This window comes from Yinghuangia sp. YIM S10712, assembly GCF_051388935.1.
In the GTDB taxonomy this organism is placed as follows: Bacteria; Actinomycetota; Actinomycetes; order Streptomycetales; family Streptomycetaceae; genus Yinghuangia.
In genome coordinates, this window is sequence record NZ_JBPKBI010000001.1 from 754,343 (window position 1) to 779,825 (window position 25,483).

The window sequence follows — 25,483 nt, forward strand, 5'->3', positions numbered from 1 at the left end:
CCCGCCGCGCGCTTCGAGTGGACTCCGTTGTCCCGTAAGGGTCTTGCGGTCGTTGCGGTACGTACGAGTCGCGCCCGTCGGGCGCTTCGTACTCCGGCGCACCGGGCCGGACCGTCCACGGCGTCTGCGCCGATTCGTCGGTCCCGGTCGGCTGCGCCCGACCGCCGTACCCGTTGCGGTCCCCACTCACGGCAGCCTCCACCGTCTAGAGCGCGTCTGAGAGCCCCCGTCGCGGGTGTTTTCGGACATGCTCTTGGCCTCCTCCGAGCCCCCGCTCGGGCCCCGGCATTGCGCCCGCAGCATAACGTCGGGGCGGGCCCGTGGTCGGAGCCGCTCTCGGCGCCGGATACGATGACGGAGGGAAGGCGGTCCGGGGAGACCGATCCCCCGCCGCTCGTTTTGACCGGCGCAGCGTAAACCCGGTATTCTGCCGGTTCGTTGTGCGTATTGGCTTGGCTGATCAGCAAAGTCGATACGCCGGGCCGCAGAGGCCCCCGGCAACAGCCCACTGGTGTGCAAGTCGAGCACTGTGCGGGAGACGCCGGGCCCAGCCCCACGCGCCATCCCGTCAGCACACTCACGAAGAAGCGAAGGCTATCGACCGTGCGCACGTACAGCCCTAAGCCCGGCGACGTCCAGCGTCAGTGGCACGTCATCGACGCGACCGATGTGGTGCTCGGCCGTCTGTCCACCCAGGCCGCTGCCCTGCTGCGGGGCAAGCACAAGCCGGTGTACGCGCCGCACGTCGACACCGGCGATTTCGTCATCATTGTGAACGCCGACAAGGTCCACCTGTCGGGCAACAAGCGGACCCAGAAGCTGGCGTACCGCCACTCCGGCCACCCGGGCGGTCTCCGCGCGGTCCGCTACGACGACCTGCTGGAGAAGAACCCGGAGAAGGCGGTGGAGAAGGCCGTCAAGGGCATGCTCCCCAAGAACTCCCTGGGCCGGCAGATGTTGACGAAGCTGAAGGTGTACGCGGGTCCGAACCACCCGCACGAGGCCCAGCAGCCGGTGCCGTTCGAGATCACCCAGGTCGCGCAGTAGTCACGGCCGCAACGCAGCCGCGATGAGTGGCTGAGGATCGCAAAGAGGAGAATCGTGGCCGAGACCACCGCCGAGACCCCTGTCGCGGAGACCGAAGAGGTAAGCCTCGAGAGCTACACCTCGGAGTCCCTCGCCGGCCGCTTCAGCGACCCGCAGCCGGGTGCCGCGACGGGCCGCCGCAAGGAGGCCATCGCGCGCGTCCGGATCGTTCCGGGCACCGGCAAGTGGAAGATCAACGGACGCACGCTGGAGACCTACTTCCCGAACAAGGTCCACCAGCAGCTCGTCAACGAGCCGTTCAAGATCCTTGAGCTGGACGACAAGTACGACGTCATCGCCCGTATCTCGGGTGGCGGTGTCTCCGGCCAGGCCGGCGCGCTGCGTCTGGGCGTGGCCCGTGCGCTCAACGAGGCCGACGTCGAGGTGAACCGTCCGGCGCTCAAGAAGGCCGGCTTCCTGACCCGTGACGCGCGCGCCACCGAGCGCAAGAAGCCGGGTCTGAAGAAGGCCCGCAAGGCTCCGCAGTACAGCAAGCGCTGAACCGGCGGCGCCAAGCCTGCATTTTGCATCGGCCCCCGGGGCACAGAGTCTGTGCCCCGGGGGCCGATGCTTTTGCCTGTGCTTTGCGCCTTTCTGTGCGCACTTCAAAGGTCCATGTCAACGTTTGAGTCCGCAGTCTGTGCGGTGACGATGCGGGAGGTCCGAAGGTGGGACGACTGTTCGGTACGGACGGTGTACGCGGGCTGGCCAACGGTCGGCTGACCGCCGAGCTGGCGCTCGACCTGGCGGTGTGCGCCGCCCGGGTGCTGGGCACGCAGGACCGGTCGGCCGGGCACGGCCGGCGGCCGTTCGCCGTCGTCGGGCGCGATCCGCGCGCTTCGGGCGAGTTCCTGGAGGCCGCCGTTGTCGCCGGGCTCGCGGGTGCGGGTGTGGACGTCTACCGGGCGGGTGTCCTGCCGACGCCGGCGGTCGCCTATCTGACGGGGATGCTGGGGGCGGACCTGGGGGTCATGCTGTCCGCGAGCCACAACGCGATGCCGGACAACGGCGTGAAGTTCTTCGCGCGCGGCGGCCACAAGCTGCCCGACGACGTCGAGGACCGGATCGAGTCGCTGCTCGGCACCGAGTGGGAACGTCCGACGGGGGCGCAGGTCGGCCGCGTCCAGGACCATCCCGAGGGCCACGAGCGCTACGTCGAGCATCTTCTCGCGACGCTGCCGCACCGCCTGGACGGCCTCAAGGTCGTGCTCGACTGCGCGAACGGTGCCTCGTCGCGGGTCGCGCCGGACGCGCTGCGGCAGGCCGGCGCCGAGGTGATCGCGATCCACGCGGAGCCGAACGGCCTGAACATCAACGACGGCTGCGGTTCGACGCACCTGGACGACTTGAAGGCGGCCGTCGTGGAGCACGGTGCCGATGCCGGTATCGCGCACGACGGTGACGCCGACCGCTGCCTCGCGGTGGACGCGACCGGCGCCGACGTCGACGGCGACCAGATCCTGGCGGTTCTGGCGCTCGCGATGCGGGACGCCGGCATGCTGCGCGAGGACACGCTGGTGGCCACCGTCATGTCGAATCTCGGGTTGAAGCTGGCGATGCAGGAGGCCGGCGTGAAGATGGTCGAGACCGCGGTCGGCGACCGCTACGTGCTGGAGGCGATGCAGGCCGGCGGGCTGACGCTCGGCGGCGAGCAGTCCGGGCACGTGGTGATGCTCGACCACGCGACCACCGGCGACGGCACGCTCACCGCCTTGCAGTTGCTGTCGCGTGTCGCCCAGACCGGGCGTCCGCTGCGGGATCTCGCGTCCGTCGTCACACGGCTGCCACAAGTGCTGGTGAACGTCTCCGGTGTGGACCGGACGCGCGTCCAGGCGTCGGCGGGCCTGGCCGCCGCGGTCGCGGAGGCGGAGGGCCGGCTCGGCGGGGGCGGCCGGGTGCTGCTGCGTCCGTCGGGGACCGAGCCGCTGGTGCGGGTCATGGTCGAGGCGCAGACCCACGAGCAGGCCGAGCACGAGGCGCGGCTGCTCGCGGACGTCGTCCGTGCGGAGCTGGCGATCTGACGGTCGCAGAGGCCGGGGTCAGTCGCGTTTCAGGCCGGGGACGCCGGGGCGGTGCCGCCCGTGTGTCTTGGTCCAGGCGTACCGCTGGATCAGCAGGGTGAGGGTCCCGGCGAGGACGATGGCGCCGAGGTTCAGCGCCAACTGGCCGAGTGAGCCGCCGGCCTGACCGAAGTCGCCGTACGCGATCGCGACTGCCGCGTTGGCCGCCGCCGGAACCGTCGTGACGGAGATCAGCACGCCGATCAGCGCGCCCGACTTGGACGCGGTGAGCGACAGCATTCCGGCGGTTCCGGCGAGGAACGCGATCCAGAAGGACAGCCAGTCGGGGTGGTAGATGAACTCCGTCTCCGGCCGGTCGGCCTTCAGCATGGCCTCCGCGAACACCCCCGACCACGTCATCAGCCATGTGAAGAGCATGGTCAGGGCGGTGGCGATCGGGAACCCGGCGACCAGGGCGAGAGCCGACCGGGCGGCCAGGCCACGGCGCCGCTGCACGGTCGCGACGCACAGTCCCGCGAGGGGGCCGAATTCGGGGCCCACGACCATCGCGCCGACGATGAGGATCGGGTTGTCGAGGAGGACACCGCACGCGGCGATCATCGTGGCGATGCTGAGGAACGCGAGGAACGTGACGCTGAGGGTGGATTCCTCGGACGTCGCCTCGGTGATCTCCTCCCACACCACGGCGTCGGCGCCTTCGCCGGGCGCCCGGTGCTCCGCCTCGCGCGCGGCCCGGGACAGGGAGACGTCGAGGTTCTCCAGCGAGATCGCGCCCTCTTCGTCGACGCCGAGGGCGCGCAGGTCTTCGAGGACGAGGTTGGCCGATTCGCGGACGACGTCGCACGCGAGGACGTCGCCGGGCGGGTCGACCGCGGCACCGGGCCACACGACGAGGTGGGTCACGCCGGGCTCGGCTTCGAGCAACCGGCGTGCGGCTGCGGACTTTTCGGTGGGGACGATGGCACGCAGATGCAGCATCCCCGGACGGTACGGCTACAGCTTGCGCAGCCGCAGCCGACTCACCGCGTGGTCCGGGCCCTTGCGGAGGACCAGGGTGGCCCGGCCGCGGGTGGGCAGGACGTTTTGCAGCAGATTGACCTCGTTGATGTCGTGCCACACGCCCTGTGCGTAGGCCACGGCCTCGTCCTCGGTCATCGCGGCGTAGCGCCGGAAGTACGAGGCGGGGTCCCGGAATGCGGTCTGACGCAGTTTCAGGAACCGGTCCAGGTACCAGCGTCGGATGTCCGAGGTCCGCGCGTCGACGTAGACGCTGAAGTCGAAGAAGTCGGAGACGGCGAGGCGGGGGCGGCCGTCGGGGCCGATGCGTGCGGGTTGCAGGACGTTGAGGCCCTCGACGATGAGGATGTCCGGGCGGCGTACGACGAGGCGTTCGTCGGGGACGATGTCGTAGGTGAGGTGCGAGTAGACCGGTGCGGACACCTCGGGCTTGCCGGCCTTGACGTCGGCGACGAGGCGTACCAGCGCGCGCTGGTCGTAGGACTCGGGGAAGCCTTTGCGGTGCATGATGCCCCGTCGCTCCAGCTCCGCGTTGGGGTAGAGGAAGCCGTCGGTGGTGAGCAGCGCCACGTGCGGATGGTCGGGCCATCGGGCCAGCAGCGCGCGGAGGATGCGCGACGTGGTGCTCTTGCCGACCGCGACACTGCCGGCGACGCCTATGACGAACGGCGTGGCGGGGCGGTCGTCGCTGCCGAGGAAGGTGGTGAGCGCCGAGTTGAGTCCGCGTGTCGCCCCCACGTAGAGGTTGAGCAGGCGGGACAACGGCAGGTACACGTCGGTGACTTCGCCGAGGTCGACGATGTCGCCGAGGCCGCGCAGCCGTTCGAGTTCGTCGGCGGTCAGGGGGAGGGGGGTGTTTGCCCGGAGCCGGCTCCACGCCTCGCGGTCGAGTTCGACATACGGGGACAGGTCGCGTGCCGCGCCGGGGCTGACGGTGGTGTGCACAGCACACATTCTCCCGGGGGGTGGCGCGGGACTGCCCGCCGGGCTGCGTCAAGGGCGTTGCGGGGGTGGTCGGGATCGAACGTGTGTACCGGTTTTGTGCCGGTCGTGTCCCGGTCGGGCCCTGTGCTCGGGCGCTGATTCGGCCGTACGCCGTAGGCTGGCCCCCAAGTGCGGCGTCGGGGGACAACCCCCATGGAAAGGAACCCATCTGTGTGCGGGATTGTCGGATACGTAGGTGACAAGTCGGCGCTCGATGTCGTCATGGGGGGGCTTCGCCGCCTCGAATACCGCGGCTATGACTCGGCGGGCGTGGCCGTTCTCGCCGACGGGGCCCTGGTCAGCGACAAGCGCGCGGGCAAGCTCGCGAACCTGGAGAAGGCGCTGACCGAGACGCCGCTGCCGGCCGGTCCGACGGGCATCGGGCATACGCGCTGGGCCACCCACGGCGCGCCGACCGACGTCAACGCGCATCCGCATCTCGACAACGCGGAGAAGGTCGCGGTGGTGCACAACGGCATCATCGAGAACTTCGCGGCGCTGCGGGCCGAGCTCGCCGAGCGCGGCCACACGCTGCGCTCCGAGACCGACACCGAGGTGGTCTGCCACCTCCTCGCCGAGGAGTTCGGGCCGGCGGGCGGCGACCTGGCCGAGGCGATGCGCCGGGTCTGCCGGCATCTGGAGGGCGCCTTCACCCTGGTCGCGGTGCATGCGGACGCGCCGGACGTGGTGGTGGCCGCGCGCCGCAACTCGCCGCTGGTCGTGGGGCGCGGCGACGGGGAGAACTTCCTCGCCTCGGACGTCGCGGCGTTCATCGCGCACACGCGCGAGGCGGTCGAGCTGGGCCAGGACCAGGTGGTGGAGCTGCGCCGGGATTCCGTGACGATCACCGACTTCCTCGGCAACCCGGGAACTTTCCGCGAGTACCACGTCGACTGGGACGCGTCGGCCGCCGAGAAGGACGGCCACGACTACTTCATGCTGAAGGAGATCGCCGAGCAGCCCAAGGCGGTCGCCGACACGCTGCTGGGACGCATCGGCACGGACGGGCGGCTGCGGCTCGACGAGGTGCGCATCCCCGACCAGGTGCTGCGCGAGGTCGACAAGGTCGTCATCATCGCGTGCGGGACGTCGTACCACGCCGCGATGATCGCGAAGTACGCGATCGAGCACTGGACTCGGGTGCCGTGCGAGGTCGAGCTGGCCAGCGAGTTCCGCTACCGCGACCCGATCCTGGACCGGCAGACGCTGGTGATAGCGATTTCGCAGTCCGGCGAGACCATGGACACCCTGATGGCCCAGCGCCACGCGCGCGAGCAGGGGGCCAAGGTGCTGGCGATCTGCAACACCAACGGCTCGACGATGCCGCGTGAGGCCGACGCGGTGCTGTACACGCACGCGGGTCCCGAGGTCGCGGTGGCGTCGACGAAGGCGTTCCTGACGCAGCTCGTCGCGTGCTATCTGGTCGCGCTGTACCTGGGCCAGGTGCGCGGCACCAAGTGGGGCGACGAGATCACCGAGGTCATCGAGCAGCTTGCCGCGATGCCGAAGCAGGTGGAGCGGGTGCTCGACACGATGGAGCCCGTGCGCGACCTGGCCCGGTCGCTCAAGGACGCGACGTCGGTGCTGTTCCTCGGCCGGCACGTCGGGTTCCCGGTGGCGCTGGAGGGTGCGCTGAAGCTCAAGGAGCTTGCGTACATGCACGCGGAGGGTTTCGCGGCGGGTGAGCTCAAGCACGGTCCGATCGCGCTGATCGAGGACGGTCTGCCGGTCGTGGTCGTCGTGCCGTCGCCGCGCGGGCGCAGTGTGCTGCACGACAAGATCGTGTCGAACATCCAGGAGATCCGGGCCCGTGGGGCCAAGACGATCGTGATCGCCGAGGAGGGCGACACGGCCGTGCTGCCGTACGCGGACCACCTGGTGACCATTCCGGCGACGCCGGTGTTGCTCCAGCCGTTGGTCGCGACGGTGCCGTTGCAGGTGTTCGCGTGCGAGCTGGCGACGGCGAAGGGGCACGAGGTGGACCAGCCGCGCAACCTGGCCAAGTCGGTCACGGTCGAGTGACGGCGGGTTCGACGGCGAGGCACGCACGGCACTGATGGCATGGACCATGCCCGATGTGGAGTTCGTGGACGTGGGTGTCCCGGACCCCGGGGCGGGCTCGGCGGCGGAACCGCGGATCGCGCGGTTCCGTGCCGAGGTGTTGGCGTTGGCGCCGCGCGCGGACCAGGAGCAGTTTTCCAGCCGGGCCGCCCGCACACTGCCGGTGGCCGACCGCGATCCGTTCAGGACGCCCTACGCGGTCGTCCACGACGGGCACGCGGTCGGCTTCGGTGTGCTTGATGTGCAGGGCTATCCCGACGAGTTGGCCGGCGAGGCGCAGCGGGCGGTCTTGTTGCGGTCGTTCTATGTCGGCGCGCGGTGGCAGCGCCGCGGCCTCGGTGGCGCGGCCATCCGCGCCCTGCCGCAGGTCGCGCACAAACTGGCGCCGGACGCGGGCGTGTTGCTCCTGACGGTCAACGTGCGCAACACCGACGCGGTACGGGCCTACCTCGCCGGCGGGTTCGTCGACGAGGGACGCCTGTACCTCGGTGGCGAGGCCGGGCCGCAGCATGTTCTGCGCCGCGAACTCCCGGGCTGTTGAGCGTGGTTCAGTCGCCCGGTGCCGCCGTACCGGTCGAGCCTTCCTGGGCGATGAGCAACTTCCGTAGGAGGCCGTTGAGTTGCTTCTGCTCGTCTTCGGTGAGCGCGGCCAACAGCCGTGCTTCGTTCTCCACATGGCCCGGCAGAATCCGGTCGACGAGTTCCTTGCCCTCGGCCGTGAGCCGGACCAGCACCGCGCGGCGGTCGGCCGGGGACGGCCGGCGTTCGACGAGCCCCTTGCCGGAGAGTTTGTCGACGCGGTTGGTGATGGCGCCGGAGGTGACCATCGCGGACTCCAGCAGCGCGCGGGCGTTGAGTTCGTAGGGTGCGCCGGAACGCCTCAGGGTCGCGAGGACGTCGAACTCCGAGACGTCGAGGCCGTACCGGGCGAAGTACTCGCGCAGGGCGGCTTCGACGTGGGCGTGGAGGCGTTTGTGGCGTCCGATGAGGACCATCGCGAGCGTATTGATCAAAGGCCGCTCGCGCTGCCACTGATCAGCGATATCGTCGACAGCGTCGCGTTCGCGCGGCGTGTGCTCCGCGCTGTCGTGTCCGGTGTTCGCGTGCTCGCGCATCGGTGGTTCGTCCCCCTTCGCCGGTCGGCTCGGCGCCGACTCTTCCGGTTGTCCGTCTCCCGATTATCTCAGCGTTCGCATACTTGACGTTCGCCTACAGCCATGTCCATGATTATCTCAATGTTCACAAAGTCAATGCTGAGTTAAGCTGAGGGGGCCAAATGAAGCGCCCGATGGCGGTGTCCGGCGCCCGGCCGGCCGGCAATTCTTCGGCGCACCTCGGCGTCGCGGCGGCGGCGATGCTGGCGCCTGCGGCGTGGGGCACGACGTACCTGGTCACCACGGAGTTGCTGCCCGACGGCCGTCCGATGCTGCTGGCCGCGCTGCGGGCGCTGCCCGCCGGCCTTCTTCTCCTGCTCGTCGGACGCAAACTGCCGCGGGGGGTGTGGTGGTGGCGGGCCGCGGTGCTCGGCATGCTCAACATCGGCTTCTTCTTCCCGCTGCTCTTCGTCGGCGCGTACCACCTGCCCGGGGGCGTGGCGGCCACCATCGGGGCGATACAACCGCTCCTGGTGATCGCCTTCTCCGCGGCCGTTCTCGGAGCGCGTCCCGCACCGCGTGCGGTGGCCGCCGGGTTCGTGGGCGTCGCCGGTGTGGGCCTGCTTGTGCTCAAGGGCAGCGCGAAACTCGACGGAGTCGGGATCGCGGCGATGCTCACGGCGATCGTGATCATGGCGTTCGGCACCGTGCTGACCCGCAAGTGGGGCAGGCCGGACGGCGTCACGATGCTCGACCTGACGGCGTGGCAACTGGCCGCGGGCGGGCTGTTCCTCGCACCGCTCGCGCTCGCCACCGAGGGCGCGCCGCCGTCGTTCACCGCACAGAACTGGCTCGGCTTCGCCTACCTCGGCCTGTTCGGCACCGCGCTCGCGTACGTCCTGTGGTTCCGCGGCATCGAGGCCCTCGGGGCCGGGCCCGTGTCCTTCATGTCGCTGATCAATCCCGCGGTCGCGACCGCGGGCGGCATCGTCGTGCTCGACCAGACGCTCACCGGGTGGCAGGTGCTCGGCCTCGTACTGGCCCTCGGCGCGATGTTCGCCGGCCAGGCCCCCGCGCGGCCCCGGGCGAAGGCGCCCGTCCTCGCGGGCGGCCCGAAAACGGGCCCCCGCGAGCTGCTCGCCGCGGAGCGCGGGGATTCGGGTCGGCGAGCGTCGTTATCGGATCGGCGGGGCGGCCCCTTGGCGCCGGACCACCTCGAAACTCCGGCACATGCCATCGCGCACCGGACCTCGCGTCATGATCCGGGCGGAACCCGTGCCGTGCCCGGCGCCGCCCGACCATCCGGCGCCAGGCACGCACGCGCACCGGCGCGAATATCCCTCCCGAAGGGACGAGGCCACAACCCGGGCCGCCACCGCCGCCCACGCACAGGCGGTCGAACATGACCGAGCGCGCGGGCCGGGAGAGGAATCCCCGGAGATGACGCGGGGGCGGCGTGAGACCTCTCGTGAGGCTGCGGACACCGCGATCGTCCGCGATGTCGCCGTGCCGGCCGGTGCCCGTGGTGCCGCGCGTGACGACGCGGGGCGGCGTGGAAGCTTTCATGAGGCTGTGGGCTCAGGGAGGCCGCGGGTGATGGGCCGGGGCGTGAGCCCTTTACGGGGCTGCGGGCTTCGGGAACTCGCGCGTGACGGGCGTGACCCTCTCGTGAGGCTGTGGGCTTCGCGAGGCCGCATGGTCGGTTCGTACACCGCATTCCGCGGACGGCCCCCGACCCGGCCGCGCGACCCCGTGCCATGCTGGCCCGCGTGATCGTGGGTGTGGGTATCGACGTGGCGGACATCGGGCGCTTCGGGCAGTCGCTGGAACGCACGCCCGGGCTCGCCGACCGGCTGTTCACCGACGGCGAGCGCTATGTGCGTCCCGGCCAGGAGCGCGGCATCGCCTCCCTCGCGGCGCGGTTCGCGGCCAAGGAGGCCCTGGCGAAGGCCCTGGGCGCGCCGGGCGGACTCCAGTGGCAGGACGCGGAGATCCGCACGGAAGACTCCGGCCGGCCCGTCCTGACCGTACGCGGCACGGTCGCCGCACGGGCGGCCGAGCTCGGTGTGACCCGCTGGCACGTGTCCCTGAGCCACGACGCGGGCATCGCCTCCGCGGTCGTTGTTGCGGAGCGGTAGCGGTCGGGCAGGCGACAGGCCCGGTTGAAACCCCTGCCGCAACTGCGGTGACATCGCGGCCGTCGGGGCAACGCCAGGAGACAAGGAGCACAGGCTCGTGCGCGAGGCTCACAGCGTCGAACAGGTCCGGGCGGCGGAGGCCGCGCTCATGGCGGTGCTGCCGGAGGGGACGCTCATGCAGCGCGCCGCCGCCGGCCTCGCCGCGACGTGCGCGGGTCTTCTGACCCGGGTGTACGGCAGCCGGGTCGTCCTTTTGATCGGCAGCGGCGACAACGGCGGCGACGCGTTGTACGCCGGCGCCCGGCTGGCCCGTCGCGGGGCGCGCGTGGACGCCCTGCTGCTGAGCCCGGAGCGGACTCACGCCGGCGGCCTGTCGGCCCTGCGGAACGCCGGCGGGCGCACCCATTCCGCCGCCGCGTCCGATTTCCTGACCAAGGCTCAGAACCTCATTGCTGCCGCCGACTTGGTCATGGACGGCATCGTCGGCATCGGCGGCCGGGGTAGCCTGCGCGCGCCGGCCGACCTGCTTGCCGAGGCGGCGGAAGCCTCCCGGGCCGTGGTCGTGGCCGTCGACCTGCCCAGCGGCGTCGACGCCGACACGGGCGTTGTTCCCGGCGCCGCCGTTCGCGCCGACGTCACGGTCACCTTCGGAACGCACAAGCCGGGCCTGCTGGTTGACCCCGGAGCGGGCCACGCGGGGGTGGTCGAGCTGGTCGACATCGGCCTGGAGCCGCCCGCGCCCGTGCTGCGCGCCGCGCAACACGCCGATGTGGCAAGGCTCTTGCCGCACCCCATGCGGGAAACCGACAAATACGCGCGCGGAGTCCTCGGCCTGGTCGTGGGCTCGGAGCGCTACCCCGGGGCTGCGGTCCTCGCCGTCGGAGCGGCGCTGCGCGGCGGTGCGGGGGCGCTGCGCTACGTCGGTCCGCGCGCGGTCGGCGACACGGTCCTGGGTGCCCACCCGGAGGTGATGGTCGGAGCCGGGCGGGTGCAGGCGTACGCGGTCGGTTCCGGCCTGGACACCGGGGAGGAGGCGCGGGAGCGCTTCACGGCGGTGCTGGGCGAGGGTGTGCCGGTGCTCGTGGACGCCGACGGGCTCACTCTTTTGGCTGAACTGGGCCCGAAATCTCTGGAGACCGTCCCGGGCGCGGTGCTCACCCCGCACGCCGGCGAGGCCGTACGCCTGTTCGGCGGACTCGGTGAGCGTGTCACACGTGACCAGGTCGAGGCGGAGCGGATCCGCCACGCGACCCGGCTGGCGGCCGCGTACCGCGCGACCGTGCTGCTCAAGGGCGGCACGACCGTCATCGCGGATCCGCGCGGCGAGGTGTGGGTCAACCCGACCGGGACGCCCTACCTCGCCACCGCGGGCAGCGGCGACGTCCTCACCGGCCTCACGGGCGCACTGCTGGCCACCGGACGGACGCCGACCGAGGCGGCGGTCTGCGGCGCGTACCTGCACGGCCTGGCGGGCCACCTGGCCTCGGCACCCGGCACGCCGTGCGGGGCGAACGATGTCGCCGCGGCCCTGACGGCGGCTTGGCGTGCGGTGCGCGGCTCCGGAGCGTGACCTGTCGGTGCCGAGTGCTCATTCGGCCGCCGCGTCCCCGACAGCATGACCGGTCCGGGCCTGCCACACTGGGAGTCCCGGTTGCGTCCGGCACCGGGTGCCGTCCGGGCGTACGGTGACCGGGTCGGCCGGGAGCACACCGTACGACCGCTGAGCGAAGGGGACCGTCCGTCCTATGCGTGCCGAAGCCCGGATCGATCTCGACGCGGTCCGGCACAACATCGCCGCGGTGCGTGGCCGGGTCGGAGCCGCCGAGGTGATGGCGGTGGTGAAGGCCGACGGATACGGGCACGGCATGGTCGAATGCGCCCGCGCGGCCCGCAGCGCCGGAGCCACATGGCTCGGCACCGCGCTCCCTGGCGAGGCGCTCGAATTGCGCCGCCACGGCGTCGACGGGCGCTTGCTGACCTGGCTGTGGGTGCCGGGCGACCCCATCGCCGAGGCGGTCGCGGCGGATATCGACATCTCGGTGAGCGGCCGGTGGGCGCTGGACGAGGTCACTCGCGCCGCGCGCGCGGGCGCCCCCGCACGCGTCCACCTCAAGGCCGACACCGGGCTGGGCCGCAACGGGTGTCCGCCGCAGGAGTGGGAATCCCTCGTGGAGGCGGCGCTGAAGGCGCAGGCCGACGGGTTGGTGCAGGTGGTGGGCCTGTGGTCGCACTTCGCGTGCGCGGACGAGCCGGAGCACCCCTCGGTGCCCGCGCAGCTCGACGCGTTCCGCGAGGCCGTCGCGTCCGCCGAGCAGAAGGGCGTCACCCCCGAGGTGCGGCACATCGCCAACTCGGCGGCCGCGCTGCTGCTGCCCGACACGCACTTCGACCTGGTACGCAGCGGCCTGGCGACGTACGGCCTGTCCCCGGCCCCGGACGTGCGCGGCGCCGCCGAGCTCGGGCTGCGCCCGGCCATGACGCTCGCCGCGTCCGTCGCGTCCGTGAAACGGGTCGCGGCCGGGCACGGCGTCAGCTACGGCCACACCTGGCACGCCGACCGGGAGACCACACTCGCGCTGGTGCCCCTCGGATACGCCGACGGCGTCCCCAGACACGCGAGCAACGCCGGGCCGATGTGGCTCGCCGGCGCTCGCCGCACACTCGTCGGGCGTGTCGCGATGGACCAGTGCGTCGTCGACCTCGGCGACGACACCGCCGAGGTCGGCGACGAGGCCCTGCTGTTCGGCCCGGGTGACCGGGGCGAACCCACCGCGGAGGACTGGGCGCAGGCGGTCGGCACCATCTCCTACGAGATCGTCACGCGGATCGGGTCGCGCGTGCCGCGGGTGTACCAGGGGGCCCGATGACGGATCCCACGGGCATGGGTGAGGCCGGTCGCCGCGCCGGGTTCGCCGGCGTCTTCGGTGCCGCGGTCGGCGTGCTCGCGGTCGGTGCCGCCGCGGGTGTCGCGATCGAACGCATGACCGTCGGCCGGGTCCGGCGGCGCGCCGAGGCCGAGATGGACGCGATCGCCGAGTACGGCACGCTCCGCGGCGAGGCCCACATCGTCACGGCGGACGACGGCATCGAGCTGTTCGCCGAAGTCGACGGCGACCCGGACGCGCCGCTGACGGTGGTGCTGTGCCACGGCTACACGCTCAACATGGACTGCTGGCACTTCCAGCGCGCCGAGCTGCGCAGCGACTACCGGCTGGTGCTGTTCGACCAGCGTTCGCACGGGCGTTCGGGGCGGGGGGCGCCGGAGACGTCGAACATCGACCAACTCGGCGACGACTTGTACGCGGTGCTGAAGGAGCTGGCCCCGCGCGGCCCGATCGTGCTGGTCGGGCACTCCATGGGCGGCATGACCATCATGGCGCTGGCCGAGCGCCACCCGGAGCTGTTCGGCAAGCGCGTGGTCGGCGTCGCGCTGCTCAACACGTCGGCGGGCAAGTGGGCGACGGTCACCCTCGGCATCCCGGCCGCGGGGGCCCGGCTCGTGCACCGCGTCGCGCCGGGGGTGCTGCGTACGCTCGGGCGCCGGGCCTCGATCGTCGAGGCCGGGCGGCGGGCGGCGCGGGACCTGGTGTACGTCTTCACCGAGCGCTACGCGTTCGCCTCCGACGTCGACCCGGTCATCGTGCGGTTCACCGACCGGATGATCTCCGCGACGCCGATCGACGTGATCGCCGAGTTCTTCCCGGCGTTCGAGACCCACGACAAGCTGGCGGCGCTGCCGGTCATCGACCGCGTGCCGACCGTGGTGGTCGGCGGTGGCGAGGACCTCATGACGCCGGCGTCGCACAGTGAGGCGATCCACGAGGCGCTGTCGGGTTCCGAGCTCGTCGTCGTGCCGCGCTCGGGGCACCTGACCCCCCTGGAACACCCGGAGGTGGTCAACGCGGCGCTGCGCGGCCTCCTTGTCCGCGCCGCGAGCGAACCGGTCCGGCGCCGTCCCGGCATCACCGGGGGACAGCGGCGCAACGGTTCGTTCGGTTCCGACGGCACCGGCCATGACGCGGCCGGGTGACGCACGGGTGATTTCGCATGGGCAGGAGCAGGAAACGGTGGGCGACGCGGTCGCGAGCGTACGGGTGACGGTGGCGACCGGGGCGCAGATGCGCGACCTCGGCCGGCGGCTCGCGGGGGTGTTGCGGGGCGGTGATCTGGTCGTGTTGTCCGGCGGCCTCGGCGCGGGCAAGACGACGATGACGCAGGGCCTCGGCGCGGGGCTGGAAGTGCGCGGGGCGGTGACGTCGCCGACGTTCGTGATCGCGCGCGTGCACCCGTCGACGGTCGGCGGCCCGGCGCTGGTGCACGTCGACGCGTACCGCCTGGGGACGACGACGAACGTCGCCGCCGAGGTGGACGACCTGGACCTGGACGCCTCGCTCGACCAGTCGGTGACGGTGGTCGAGTGGGGTGAGGGCAAGGTCGAGGACCTCGCCGAGGACCGGCTCGCGGTCGTCATCGAGCGTGCCGAGGACGCCTCGGAAGGGGACGTCGGGGAGGCGGAGGCCCCGGTGGGCGACGAGCCGCGGACGGTCCTCTTCCACGCGGTGGGCGCCCGCTGGGCGGGTGTCGACCTGGCCGCCGCACTGGACCCCGCGCCGGAGTCGCCGGCGGAGGCCGACCTGGACCTCGCGCCGGAGCCGCCGGCAAAGGCCGACCTGGCACAGGCCGATTGACCCGACCGACTGACCCGACTGACTGCCCGACCGACTGACACAGCCGACGGACCCCAAGGGCGCGTGCTACCGGGGGGCGGACACCGTTTCCCGTGTCGCGGTCGCGCCGCCCGTCGTGCCGTCGTCCGGGGGCGGTCGCGTGGTCGGGGTGTTTGTCGCGGCGCCGGTCGTGTCGTCCGTCGCCCCGCCCGTCGACCCGCCCGTCGACCCGCCGGTCTCGCCGCCGGTTTCGTCGCCTATCAAGCCTTCCGACGTCCCGTCGGCCGGCGGTGTCGCGCCGTCCGTCGTGGCGGGCGCCTCGGACGTGGGAGATGTCGGCGTCTCGGGCGGCGAGGTGTTCGGTGTGGTGCTCGGCGCTTTGGTCGGTCCGGTGCTCGGCGCGGAGCCGGTGGGATCCGCGGCCGGTCCGCGGTCGGTGCCGGGGGAGTCGGCCGGGACCTCGAAGTCGACGACCGGTTGTCCGGTCAGGGCGGCCTTCATGTAGGAAGTCCACATGCGGGTGGGCAGGTTGCCGCCGTCCATGCGCGGCAGGCCCGCGGTGCCGTACATCTCCTCGAACGCGTTGGTGGCCGGGTTCTGGCGGAACATCCCGATCGCGGTCGAGAGCTGCGGCGTGTAGCCGACGAACCACGCCGACTTGTCGCCGTCGGTGGTGCCCGTCTTGCCCGCCGCCGGACGGCCGAGCGCCTGGGCGCGCGTGCCGGTGCCCGATTCGACGACCGACTGCAACACCTGGTTGACGCTGTTCGCCTGTTCGGCGGTGTACGCCTGCTCTTTCTCGTGCCCCGGCAGGCGTACGTCGTCGCCGTTCCGCGTCAGCTTCTCCACAGAGTAGGCGTCGATGTGGGTGCCCTCGCCGGCGAAGGTCGCGTAGGCCCCGGCCATGTCGAGGGCGCTCGGTGTCGCGGTGCCGAGGGAGACGGACGCGTGTGGCTGGAGCCCGGGGGTGTCGGGGGCCAGGCCCGCGCGGACCGCGTCCTCGACCACCTTGTCCAACCCGACGTCCACGCCCAGTTGCGCGTAGACCGTGTTCGCCGAGACGTCCATGGCCTGTGACAGGGAGATCATGCCGAAGCTGCGGTCGTCCTCGTTGCCGGGCTGCCACGGCTTGCCGCCGCTCGTGACCGGCCTTCCGTTCGGCTGGGTGATCACCACGTCGTCGTCGCCGTCATACCGCGTTCGCGGCGTGACCGGGACCCGGTCCCCGTCGTCCTGCACGCCTTCGCGCAGCGCGGCGGCCAGAACGAAAGGCTTGAACGTCGAGCCCACCTGGACGTCGCGGCGCGTGGCGTCGTTGACGAACTGGTCGACGTAGTCGGATCCGCCGTAGATTGCGACGATCCGGCCGGTGGCGACGTCGACCGAGGCCCCGCCGACGCGCACGCCGACGTCTTCCGGACGCGTGGCCGGGTCGAGGTTGTCGGCCAGTGTGTCCTGCACGGTGTCGTACAGCGCCCCGGTCTTGGCCTTGTCGAAGGTCGTCGTGATCGTGTAGCCGCCGGCGGCGAGTTGCTGCTCGGTGACCACCTTGGCGTCGAGCAGATACCGCTTGGCGGTCTCCACGAGGTACCCGTTCATGCCTTCGAGGCCGGGCTGAGTCTCGGGGTCGAGCGGTTCGGGGAAGACCATCCCCGCGCGCTGGTCGGCGCGCAGCCACTCGGAGTCGACCATGCCGTCGAGCACGTAGTTCCACCGCGCGAGTGCGGCCGTGCGCCCGCGCTCGGTGGTGTTCTTGACGTCGTAGACGCCGGGTGCGTTGATCAGTGCGGCGAGGTACGCCCCCTGCTCGACGGTCAGTTGCGACGCGTCCACGCCGTAGTACGCGTGTGCGGCGGCCTGGATGCCGTATGCCCCGCGGCCGAAGTAGACCGTGTTCAGGTAGCCCTCGAGTATTTCGTCTTTCGACTCGGTGCGATCCATCTTGATCGCGATGATCGCTTCCTTGAACTTCCGCGAGACGGTCTGCTCCTGCGTCAGATACAGGTTCTTCACGTACTGCTGCGTGATCGTCGAACCGCCTTGCAGCGACGAGCCGCCGCTGGTGACCGACTTGACCAGACCGCGGACCGTGCCGGTCAGCGAGATGCCGCTGTCGTTGTGGAAACTGCGGTTCTCGGCGGCGAGGAAAGCCTGCTGAACCTGCTTCGGCACCGACGACAGCGGCACGTTCTGCCGATTCGTCGAGCCGGTGCGGGCGATCTCGCTGCCGTCGCTCCACTGCCAGATGTTGCTCTGCTTGGTCGCGTCGGCGTTGGTCTGCGACGGTATCGGGGTGATCGCGTACACCACCCCCACGCCGAGGAACACCGCGCCCAGAACGAACAGGAACGCGGTCACGAGGTGCTTGACCGAAGGGATCCAGCGGCGGAGGCGCGGCTTCCCGGCGCGCGGATAGTCGATCAGCCGCCGGCGCCGCGGCACGGTCACCGCCGGGGCCCCGGAGGGCGCCGCCCCGGCCGCAGACGCGCCGTGGTCCCGGTTCTGCTTCGCCACCGCGCCACCACTTCCGCCGTACGACCTGCTGGTTCGAGCCTGTAGGCGATGGTATGTCGGCAATTGCGGCGCGCCGACCGTGCCCGAAATCGAACGCTTATCGGAAAAGGTGGCGTGACCAGCGGGTTGGCAGGCCCGACGCGGCGGCGGACCGTCCCGGGAGAGTTAGCTCACAAGCGCGCGCCGCAAGTCGACGAGCCGCTACCTGGAGACCGGAGAGTGCTCCGGCCTTCAAGACGGGGGTGAGTCCGGCGTCCCGCGTAGCGGGGCAGGAGAAGCCGGATCGCCGCTGGGGCGATCCGGTCGTCGACCTCCTACACGGGCCGGGTCTGTTGTTCGATGTACTGCCGCACCACGCTCAGCGGCGCGCCGCCGACGGATCCGGCGAAGTACGAGCCCGCCCACAGGCGTTGGGCGCGCCAGCAGTGCCGGACGAGGTCGGGGTGCTCCTGGCGGAGCCTGCGCGAGCTGACGCCTTTGAGGCTGTTGACGAGTTTGGACACGGCGACCTTGGGCGGGAAGTTCACCAGCAGGTGGACGTGGTCGGCCTCGCCGTTGAACTCCACGAGTTCGGTTTCGAAGTCCTCGCACACGCTTCGCATGATCTCCTCGCACCGCTTCAGGTGCCGGTCGGCGAACACCTGGTGTCGGTACTTCGTCACGAAAACCAAATGGGCATGCAGCTTGAAAACACAGTGACGACCAGTGCGTACGTCAGGTTCGGTAGCCATAAACCAACTGTGTATCATGGGTCCTGTGCAGCTTCGGTACAGCTTCCGCCTGTACCCGGGCGTCGGCCGGCGTGCGGCGCTGGCACGGGCGTTCGGGTCCGCGCGGGTGGTCTACAACGACGCCCTCCGGGCCCGGGAGACCACCCGCGCCGCCGGGCTGCCGTTCCCGAAGACCGGGGACCTGTCGAAGCAACTCATCACCGAGGCGAAGAAGACACCCGAACGGGCTTGGCTCGCGGATGTGTCCGCCGTCGTCCTTCAGCAGTCCCTGCGAGACCTGGACACCGCGTACAAGAACTTATTCGACGGCCTCAAAGGCAAACGCTCCCGCATGGGCGCCCCGCGCTTCAAGTCGCGGAAGGACACCCGACAGTCGGTCCGGTTCACCGCGAACGCCCGCTGGTCGATCACACCAGGGCGGAAGCTGCGCCTGCCGAAGATCGGCGACGTGCGGGTGAAGTGGTCGCGCGCACTGCCGTCGGCTCCGTCGACGGTGACCGTGGTCAAGGACGGCGCGGGCCGGTACTTCGCGAGTTTCGTGGTCGACACCGGCGACGCGGAAGCGCTGCCGGAGACGACCGGGACGGTCGGGATCGACTTGGGCCTGACGCATTTCGCGGTCCTGTCGGACGGCCGGAAGATCGACAGCCCGCGTTTCCTGCGCCGCGCGGAGAAGCGCCTCAAGAAGGCCCAGCAGAACCTGACCCGCAAAGCGAAAGGCAGCAATAACCGGGCGAAGGCGCGGGTGAAGGTCGCCCGCGCCCACGCGCGAGTCGCGGACGCGCGGCGCGAGTTCCACCACCAGCTCTCCACGAAAATGGTCCGCGAGAACCAAGCGGTCGCCGTGGAGGACCTGTCGGTCAAAGGACTCGCCCGCACCCGCCTCGCGAAATCCGTGCACGACGCCGGATGGTCGGCGTTCGTCGGCATGCTCGAATACAAAGCCGCGCGGGAATCCCCGGCGCTTGAGGCCGGGGAGGACAGTCAAGGGACGACGATCACCGGCGAACCGACATCCGCGAACTCGTACATCGCACGGCCGTCGGCCGCCGTCTCACGCACGCCCGCGTTCTTCGGCACCTTGGTCGTGCTCGGTCGCGTACTCGCCCCCGTCGGTTTGCGGGTCGAGGTGGAGCTCGGCGCTGCCGAGCCCGCGTAGAGGGCGGCGACCTGCTCCAACGGCGTCTCGGTGCCGCTGAACCCGAGCGTGTAGCCGTTGGCCTTCCCGATGATCACCGTGTGCGAGATCGTCAGGCCGTCACCCGCGCGCTGCGGGCCGACCGACTTGGTGTCGACCCGATAGCTGCCTGCCGGGATCGGCACGGTCCCGGCGACGACCTTGTACCAGCGCAAGACCTGCTCCTGGCCGCCGGTCACGTCGACCAGCCACACCGTGCTCTGGCCGACGGAGTAGACGACCCGCTTGCCGCTTCCCGAGCCCGCCGGGACCGCGGGCGCAGTCGGCGTGACCGGAGCCTGCGGCGTCCCCGGCTGCCCCGGCTGCGACGCCCCGGGCGAGCTGGACGACGTTATGGCCGCCGTACGGTTCTCCGGCGCGGTGTCCGCGGCCTGCCACGCCATCGCCCCCACGCCGAGCAGCGCCGCGACGGTGATCCCCGCCACCGTCGTCCCCGGATTCGCCATTCCCTCGCCTCTCGGTGAACCGCGTGCCCCACAACGCGTGACCCCCGGCGCGCAAACCGTGTGCGCCGCCATGCCCTTCGCTCACATCGTGCCAGTACGCCGACCCCCACCGTTGCCGCACGGGGTTCCTACGGGGTCCTGCCGGCTTCCCGCGACGGTGCGAAACGGCCTCCGCGCGCCGGGATAGCCTGGCGCGGTGCTGCTGCTCGCTTTCGACACCGCCACCCCCGCCGTGACCGTCGCGCTGCACGACGGAACCCGGGTCGTGTCCACACGCACCCGCGTCGACGCCCGCCGCCACGGCGAACTGCTGGTGCCCGGCATCGTCGACGTGCTCGCCGAGGCGGGGCACACCCGCGCTGAGCTGACCGACATCGCCGTCGGCGTCGGACCCGGGCCGTACACCGGGCTGCGGGTGGGCCTGATGACCGCCCGCGCGCTGGGCGACGCGCTCGGCATCCCGGTGCACGGCGTGTGCACGCTGGACGCGCTTGCGTATGCCGCGGGCCGTGGCGGCGCCTTCGTCGCGGCGACCGACGCGCGGCGCAAGGAGGTCTACTGGGCGCGGTATGCCGACGCCCGCACCCGCGTCGAAGGCCCGTCCGTGGACCGTGCCGCGGACATCGCCGCCTCCGTCGCGGGGCTTCCCGCGGTCGGCGCGGGCGCCGCGCTCTACGCGGCGTCGTTCGCCTCCGTCCACGAGCCCGAGCACGTCGACGCCGCCGCGCTCGCCGCCCTGGCGGCCGAGCGTCTGGCGAGCGGCGGCGAACTGCTGCCCCCCGAACCGCTGTATCTGCGCCGCCCGGACGCCAAGGTCCCGGCCAACTACAAGCCCGTGACGCCGAGTTGACGCCGACTCCGGGGGAGTGTCGGCGTCGGAACAACAGTCGGGAAGCCGGACAAGTCGAGCACGGTTGGCGCACGAGCGTCTGCGCGCGTAGAACCGGTCCGCGACAGAGCACCACCGAATCGGCCGGCGTGGAAGGCGGCGTGCGCCGCATCGATCGGGTCCGCGATTTCCTGCGACAGCGCACACCGGTCCCGGCGTGGAAGGCCCCGGCGGACGACCCCCGGGGCGACCGAGCCGCGGACGTAGACTCGCGCACATGACGTCCGCCCCGACACTTCGCGCACTGCGCTGGTGGGACATCGAAGCGCTCCTCGCCCTCGAACGCGACCTCTTCCCCGAGGACGCGTGGTCCCCGGGGATGTTCTGGTCCGAGCTGGCCGACCCCGAGACCCGGCACTACGTCGTCGCCGAGGACGCGTCCGGCGCGATCGCCGGCTACGCGGGCCTGGCCTGCGTCGCGGGTGAGGCCGACGTCCAGACCATCGGCGTACGCCGCGACCAGTGGGGCAGCGGTCTCGGTGCCGCACTGCTCGCCGACCTGCTCGCCGAGGCCCGGCGCCGCGGCTGCCGCCACGTCCTGCTCGAAGTGCGTGTCGACAACACCCGCGCCCAATGCCTCTACGAGCGCTTCGGCTTCGAACCGCTCGGCGTGCGGCGCGGCTACTACCAGCCGGCCAACGTCGACGCCCTTGTGATGCGCTGCGACCTCGCGGCGGACGCCGTCGCCTCACCAGAAGGAGCCGATTCCCGTGCGCACTGACGAACCGCTCGTATTGGGCATCGAGACCTCGTGCGACGAGACAGGCGTCGGCATCGTGCGCGGCACCACCCTGCTCGCCGACGCGGTCGCCTCCAGCGTCGGCGAACACGAGCGCTACGGCGGCGTCGTCCCCGAAGTCGCCAGTCGGGCCCACCTGGAGGCGATGGTGCCGACCATGCACCGCGCCCTCAAGGACGCGGGCGTCACGATGGCCGACATCGACGCCATCGCCGTCACATCCGGTCCGGGCCTGGCCGGCGCGCTGCTCGTCGGCGTCGCCGCGGCCAAGGGCTACGCGATGGCGCTCGACAAGCCGGTGTACGGCGTCAACCACCTGGCCGCGCACGTGTGCGTCGACCAGCTCGAACACGGTCGTCTCCCCGAGCCCTGCATGGCCCTGCTCGTCTCCGGCGGCCACTCGTCGCTGCTGATGGTCCCCGACGTGACCTCCGACGTACGCCCGCTCGGCTCGACCATCGACGACGCCGCCGGCGAGGCGTTCGACAAGGTCGCGCGGGTCCTCGGCCTCGGATTCCCCGGCGGCCCCGCGATCGACCGGCAGGCTCGCGACGGTCAGCCCGACGCCATCGCGTTCCCGCGCGGACTGACCGGGCCGCGCGACGCCGCGTACGACTTCTCCTTCTCCGGCCTGAAGACAGCCGTCGCCCGCTGGGTGGAAGGCCGCCGGCGCGAGGGCCGCCCGATTCCCGTGGCGGATGTCGCCGCGTCCTTCCAGGAGGCCGTCGCGGACGTGCTCACCCGCAAGGCGATCCGCGCGTGCCGCGAGAACGGCGTCGAACACCTGCTCCTCGGCGGGGGCGTGGCCGCCAACTCGCGCCTGCGCGCGATGGCCGCGGAGCGCTGCCGCGACGCCGGGATCACGCTGCGCGTGCCGCGTCCGGGTCTGTGCACCGACAACGGCGCGATGGTCGCCGCGCTCGGCGCCGAGATGGTGTGGCGCGACCGTGCGCCGTCGACACTCGACATCCCGGCGGACTCGTCGATGCCCGTGACCGTCACCCAGGCGTGAGGGGAAGATCATGACCGCTCGGATCACCGCGGCGATGTGGGAGGCCAAGGCCAACCCCGGCAGCGGGGACGCACTCGTGGACTGGGTCCGCCGGATCGCGCTGCCGTCACTGGACGGCGCTCCCGGCCTGCAACGCGTCGAAGTCTTCCGGAACGCCGACAACCGGGTCGTCGTCATCAGCATGTGGACCGGCGAGCCGTCCGGACTGCCCGACCCCCCGCCCGACCTGGTCGCCCGCCCGCCGCACATCTGGGACTTCGAGCAGGTGCAGCGCTGAAGCCCCGGACACGGGTACGGCGCTGCCCGTCGCACCAGGTGCAGCGCCGCCCGTGTGGTTGAAGGGCCGTTCGCGGACCGCGCCCCGCCCCCGGCGAGGAGGCCTGGTTCACAAGCCGGGAACGGGACACCCGCATCCATGGCGTCGCGCCGCCGCACGCGCCATGCCTTCAGGACAAGAGTCTGCCCCGGCCACCCGGGGCCTTACACCCGTATCGACATTCCGGTGCCCGCCGTCGCCGCGATGGTGTATGCAGCGGCATCCCCCCGCATCCGCACTCGCAGGCGTCCCCCCGCATCCGCACTCGCACAGGGCGGTCCGCTACTGCCCCGACGACCCGAGACGCACGCGTGGGCCCGGTACTGCGGTGGCCGGCCACTGACTCGACGATCCGAGGCGCACGCGTGGGCTCGGCATTGCGGTGGCCACTGCCGTGCCCAGCCCTGCGGTGGCCCAGCCCCTGACCTCATCAGGGCCCCGCCCCTTTCCCTGGAGCCCCCGCCGGCCGCCCGAGCAGCATCGTCGGCGCCCCCGCGACCCGCGTCAGGAACACCGTCGCCGACGCCGGACCGCTCGGCTTCACCCGCTTGCGCACCTCCTCCGGCGCGACGGCGGAGCCGCGTTTCTTCACGGTCAGCGTGCCGATGCCGCGTTCCCGCACGACCGCCTTCAACTTCTTCAGGTTGAACGGCATGACATCGGTGAGCTCGTACGCGGCGGCGAACGGTGTCGGGACCAGCGTGTCGGCGGTGATGTACGCGATGGTCGGGTCGACGAGCGCGCCGCCGACCGCGTCCGCCACCTCGGCGACCAGATGCGCCCGGATGACCGCCCCGTCAGGCTCGTAGAGATAGCGCCTCACCGGACCGTCGGGCGCCTGGCGCACCGATGCGGCCCCGACCGCGTCGCCGCCCGGCAGCAGCGTCGCCCGAAGCGGCTCGCCGGCGAGACGGCCCCACCACAGGACCGCCTCCTTCACATCGCCCGCGTACGACACCCACTCCGCCGCCGTACCCTCCGGCACCGCCTCGTGCGGAATACCGGGCGCGACTTTCGCCGCGCCACACGGCACTCGCGCCGTGAGGGTCTCGACAAACGACAGCGGCGGCGAATACGCCTCAGGATCGAACACCCGCCCGCGTGCCGTTCGCCGCGCCGGGTCGACGAACACCGCGTCGAAGCCGGTGAGTTCGACCTCGCGTACATCCGCGCACCGCACCTCGACACGGCCCGCGACCCCCAGCGCCTCCGCGTTGGCCGCCGCGACCGCGCACGTGAGCGGATCCCGGTCCACGGCGACCACTCGAACACCGGTCCGCGCCAAGGCAACTGCGTCCGCCCCGATCCCACAGCACAGATCCGCGACCGTCCGCACTCCCGCCCCCGCGATCCGCCGAGCGCGATGTGCCGCGACCTCCGCCCGCGTCGCCTGCTCCACCCCGTCGGCGGTGAAGAACATGCGCGCGGCATCGTCCCCGAACTTCGCTCGCCCCCGCTGCCGCAACCGCGCCTGCCCCAACGCCGCGGCCACCAAGGCGGGCTCATGCTCCCGCCGCAACCGCGTCGCCCACGCCAACTCCTCCGCAACCTCGAAGTCAGCCAGCACATCAAGCAGTTCGCGCCCCTCGCACGTCAGCAGGCGAGAGAAGTCGGCAGTGTCCACACCCCATTGTCGACGCCGGCCCCACCGCCCAGGTCACTCCACCCCCGGTCACAGGGCGCGGAACGACGCCTTCACTTCCGGCCGGTCGAGTACCTCGACGAACATGACGACATCGTCCACGACGTCGAGGATGATCACGCCTTTCGCCGGGAGAAGGCAGATGTTGCGATGCCCAGAGCCGTACGCGCCTTCGGGCCGCGCGGCGGTGTCGAGTACGGGGAGCATGCTGACCCGGGCTTCACGCCGAGGGTCTACGCGCCTCTCGTGCCGCGGAGCCGCACGCGTACGAACACCGCAATCGATGAAGAGCTTCTGCGTGATCGCGGCCCACAGACGGCCCGGAAGCCCTGATCAGGGCCACCCGGCGGGCTCCGTCCCAGGCGCCACGGGGAATCGTGCGTTGGCACTCTAGTTGACGGAGTGCTAAGCGAAGCTTAGGGTCTGACATTGGCACTCTCCCTATGAGTGTGCCAACGCGACGGGCAGGTCCGGCACCCGCGACGACGGGCTTACCTGGTCGCCACCTGACAATTACCCCGTGAGATCTCCGAAGGGGGAGGTCGGATCGTGACGACCGCCAGCACCAAGGTTGCCATCAAGCCGCTTGAGGACCGCATTGTGGTCCAGACGCTCGAAGCCGAGCAGACCACGGCTTCGGGCCTGGTCATCCCGGACACGGCGAAGGAGAAGCCCCAGGAGGGCGTCGTCCTGGCCGTGGGCCCCGGCCGGTTCGAGGACGGCAACCGCCTGCCGCTCGACGTGAAGGTCGGCGACGTTGTCCTGTACAGCAAGTACGGCGGCACCGAGGTGAAGTACAACGGCGAGGAGTACCTCGTCCTCTCGGCGCGCGACGTTCTCGCGATCATCGAGAAGTGACATCGCGGTAACCGCGTAAGTCATCGACCCGCCCCGGGCACCCCGACTGGGGCGCCCGGGGCGGTGTCGT

General features: G+C 71.4%; 25 protein-coding genes. 17 read left to right on the forward strand and 8 right to left on the reverse strand.

What is annotated here, in order from left to right; translation table 11 throughout:
• Positions 1 to 190 (reverse strand): hypothetical protein (locus ACRX5W_RS03620; RefSeq protein WP_436786397.1); only part of this gene is annotated, 190 nt, incomplete at its 3' end.
• Positions 191 to 603: 413 nt separating this feature from the next.
• Here ACRX5W_RS03620 and rplM point away from each other — a divergent pair.
• The 3 genes from rplM to glmM all read left to right on the forward strand — a co-directional run bounded on the left by rplM (position 604) and on the right by glmM (position 3,107).
• A complete protein-coding gene (gene rplM, locus ACRX5W_RS03625; RefSeq protein WP_436786398.1) occupies positions 604 to 1,047 on the forward strand; it encodes a 50S ribosomal protein L13 in 444 nt (147 codons plus the stop codon).
• A 54-nt stretch (positions 1,048 to 1,101) separates the two neighbouring features.
• On the forward strand, positions 1,102 to 1,587 hold the full coding sequence (rpsI, locus tag ACRX5W_RS03630; RefSeq protein ID WP_231778737.1) for a 30S ribosomal protein S9: 486 nt from the start codon (positions 1,102 to 1,104) through the stop codon (positions 1,585 to 1,587).
• A gap of 167 nt (positions 1,588 to 1,754) precedes the next feature.
• Positions 1,755 to 3,107 carry a phosphoglucosamine mutase gene (gene glmM, locus ACRX5W_RS03635; protein WP_436786399.1) on the forward strand — a complete coding sequence of 451 codons (1,353 nt, stop codon included), beginning with the start codon at positions 1,755 to 1,757 and terminating at the stop codon, positions 3,105 to 3,107.
• An 18-nt stretch (positions 3,108 to 3,125) separates the two neighbouring features.
• On the opposite strand, the gene ACRX5W_RS03640 is transcribed toward glmM, so the two are convergent.
• Together ACRX5W_RS03640 and coaA are read right to left on the reverse strand one after the other, a co-directional pair.
• The gene (locus ACRX5W_RS03640; protein WP_436786400.1) at positions 3,126 to 4,085 is read right to left on the reverse strand and encodes a DUF389 domain-containing protein; all 960 of its coding nucleotides are present in this window, start codon (positions 4,083 to 4,085) and stop codon (positions 3,126 to 3,128) included.
• 15 nt (positions 4,086 to 4,100) lie between these two features.
• Entirely contained in the window at positions 4,101 to 5,078 is a 978-nt protein-coding gene (coaA, locus tag ACRX5W_RS03645; protein WP_436786401.1) for a type I pantothenate kinase, read from the reverse strand.
• Positions 5,079 to 5,279: 201 nt separating this feature from the next.
• On the opposite strand from coaA, the gene glmS reads away from it, so the two are divergent.
• Positions 5,280 to 7,130, forward strand: coding sequence for a glutamine--fructose-6-phosphate transaminase (isomerizing) (gene glmS / locus ACRX5W_RS03650; protein WP_436786402.1), 1,851 nt, complete (start codon positions 5,280 to 5,282; stop codon positions 7,128 to 7,130).
• Positions 7,131 to 7,164: 34 nt separating this feature from the next.
• Positions 7,165 to 7,710 carry a GNAT family N-acetyltransferase gene (locus ACRX5W_RS03655; protein ID WP_436786403.1) on the forward strand — a complete coding sequence of 182 codons (546 nt, stop codon included), beginning with the start codon at positions 7,165 to 7,167 and terminating at the stop codon, positions 7,708 to 7,710.
• A gap of 7 nt (positions 7,711 to 7,717) precedes the next feature.
• Here the strand turns inward: ACRX5W_RS03655 and ACRX5W_RS03660 are convergent, their stop codons facing one another.
• Positions 7,718 to 8,284 (reverse strand): MarR family winged helix-turn-helix transcriptional regulator, encoded by a 567-nt coding sequence (locus tag ACRX5W_RS03660; protein ID WP_436786404.1) that lies wholly within the window; start codon positions 8,282 to 8,284, stop codon positions 7,718 to 7,720.
• Between the two features lie 161 nt (positions 8,285 to 8,445).
• Between ACRX5W_RS03660 and ACRX5W_RS03665 the strand changes: the two genes are divergently transcribed.
• From ACRX5W_RS03665 to tsaE, 6 genes are all read left to right on the forward strand, one after another.
• Positions 8,446 to 9,669: an EamA family transporter gene (locus tag ACRX5W_RS03665; RefSeq protein WP_436786405.1), complete on the forward strand. Its 1,224-nt coding sequence runs from the start codon at positions 8,446 to 8,448 to the stop codon at positions 9,667 to 9,669.
• A gap of 351 nt (positions 9,670 to 10,020) precedes the next feature.
• Positions 10,021 to 10,401 carry a holo-ACP synthase gene (locus ACRX5W_RS03670; RefSeq protein WP_436786406.1) on the forward strand — a complete coding sequence of 127 codons (381 nt, stop codon included), beginning with the start codon at positions 10,021 to 10,023 and terminating at the stop codon, positions 10,399 to 10,401.
• A gap of 97 nt (positions 10,402 to 10,498) precedes the next feature.
• Positions 10,499 to 11,971, forward strand: coding sequence for an NAD(P)H-hydrate dehydratase (locus tag ACRX5W_RS03675; protein WP_436786407.1), 1,473 nt, complete (start codon positions 10,499 to 10,501; stop codon positions 11,969 to 11,971).
• A gap of 175 nt (positions 11,972 to 12,146) precedes the next feature.
• A complete protein-coding gene (gene alr / locus ACRX5W_RS03680) occupies positions 12,147 to 13,268 on the forward strand; it encodes an alanine racemase (protein ID WP_436786408.1) in 1,122 nt (373 codons plus the stop codon).
• Positions 13,265 to 14,431 (forward strand): alpha/beta fold hydrolase, encoded by a 1,167-nt coding sequence (locus tag ACRX5W_RS03685; RefSeq protein ID WP_436786409.1) that lies wholly within the window; start codon positions 13,265 to 13,267, stop codon positions 14,429 to 14,431. Before alr ends, ACRX5W_RS03685 begins: the two co-directional genes overlap by 4 nt.
• A gap of 37 nt (positions 14,432 to 14,468) precedes the next feature.
• Positions 14,469 to 15,089, forward strand: coding sequence for a tRNA (adenosine(37)-N6)-threonylcarbamoyltransferase complex ATPase subunit type 1 TsaE (gene tsaE, locus ACRX5W_RS03690; RefSeq protein ID WP_436786410.1), 621 nt, complete (start codon positions 14,469 to 14,471; stop codon positions 15,087 to 15,089).
• A gap of 66 nt (positions 15,090 to 15,155) precedes the next feature.
• On the opposite strand, the gene ACRX5W_RS03695 is transcribed toward tsaE, so the two are convergent.
• Entirely contained in the window at positions 15,156 to 17,582 is a 2,427-nt protein-coding gene (locus tag ACRX5W_RS03695) for a transglycosylase domain-containing protein (protein ID WP_436786411.1), read from the reverse strand.
• Between the two features lie 314 nt (positions 17,583 to 17,896).
• Positions 17,897 to 18,313 (reverse strand): IS200/IS605 family transposase, encoded by a 417-nt coding sequence (tnpA, locus tag ACRX5W_RS03700; protein ID WP_436786412.1) that lies wholly within the window; start codon positions 18,311 to 18,313, stop codon positions 17,897 to 17,899.
• 25 nt (positions 18,314 to 18,338) lie between these two features.
• Between tnpA and ACRX5W_RS03705 the strand changes: the two genes are divergently transcribed.
• The 5 genes from ACRX5W_RS03705 to ACRX5W_RS03725 all read left to right on the forward strand — a co-directional run bounded on the left by ACRX5W_RS03705 (position 18,339) and on the right by ACRX5W_RS03725 (position 22,874).
• Positions 18,339 to 19,472, forward strand: coding sequence for an RNA-guided endonuclease InsQ/TnpB family protein (locus tag ACRX5W_RS03705; protein WP_436786413.1), 1,134 nt, complete (start codon positions 18,339 to 18,341; stop codon positions 19,470 to 19,472).
• Positions 19,473 to 20,153: 681 nt separating this feature from the next.
• Positions 20,154 to 20,807 (forward strand): tRNA (adenosine(37)-N6)-threonylcarbamoyltransferase complex dimerization subunit type 1 TsaB, encoded by a 654-nt coding sequence (gene tsaB / locus ACRX5W_RS03710; RefSeq protein WP_436786414.1) that lies wholly within the window; start codon positions 20,154 to 20,156, stop codon positions 20,805 to 20,807.
• A 256-nt stretch (positions 20,808 to 21,063) separates the two neighbouring features.
• Complete coding sequence (gene rimI / locus ACRX5W_RS03715; protein ID WP_436786415.1) at positions 21,064 to 21,567, forward strand: ribosomal protein S18-alanine N-acetyltransferase; 504 nt, start codon at positions 21,064 to 21,066, stop codon at positions 21,565 to 21,567.
• Entirely contained in the window at positions 21,557 to 22,597 is a 1,041-nt protein-coding gene (gene tsaD / locus ACRX5W_RS03720; RefSeq protein ID WP_436786416.1) for a tRNA (adenosine(37)-N6)-threonylcarbamoyltransferase complex transferase subunit TsaD, read from the forward strand. Before rimI ends, tsaD begins: the two co-directional genes overlap by 11 nt.
• 10 nt (positions 22,598 to 22,607) lie before the next feature.
• Positions 22,608 to 22,874, forward strand: coding sequence for an antibiotic biosynthesis monooxygenase family protein (locus tag ACRX5W_RS03725; protein WP_436786417.1), 267 nt, complete (start codon positions 22,608 to 22,610; stop codon positions 22,872 to 22,874).
• A gap of 469 nt (positions 22,875 to 23,343) precedes the next feature.
• On the opposite strand, the gene ACRX5W_RS03730 is transcribed toward ACRX5W_RS03725, so the two are convergent.
• Positions 23,344 to 24,537 (reverse strand): class I SAM-dependent methyltransferase, encoded by a 1,194-nt coding sequence (locus ACRX5W_RS03730; protein WP_436786418.1) that lies wholly within the window; start codon positions 24,535 to 24,537, stop codon positions 23,344 to 23,346.
• 48 nt (positions 24,538 to 24,585) lie between these two features.
• Complete coding sequence (locus ACRX5W_RS03735; protein WP_436786419.1) at positions 24,586 to 24,762, reverse strand: hypothetical protein; 177 nt, start codon at positions 24,760 to 24,762, stop codon at positions 24,586 to 24,588.
• Between the two features lie 342 nt (positions 24,763 to 25,104).
• Between ACRX5W_RS03735 and groES the strand changes: the two genes are divergently transcribed.
• The gene (gene groES / locus ACRX5W_RS03740) at positions 25,105 to 25,413 is read left to right on the forward strand and encodes a co-chaperone GroES (RefSeq protein WP_231778719.1); all 309 of its coding nucleotides are present in this window, start codon (positions 25,105 to 25,107) and stop codon (positions 25,411 to 25,413) included.
• Positions 25,414 to 25,483 lie beyond the last annotated feature (70 nt).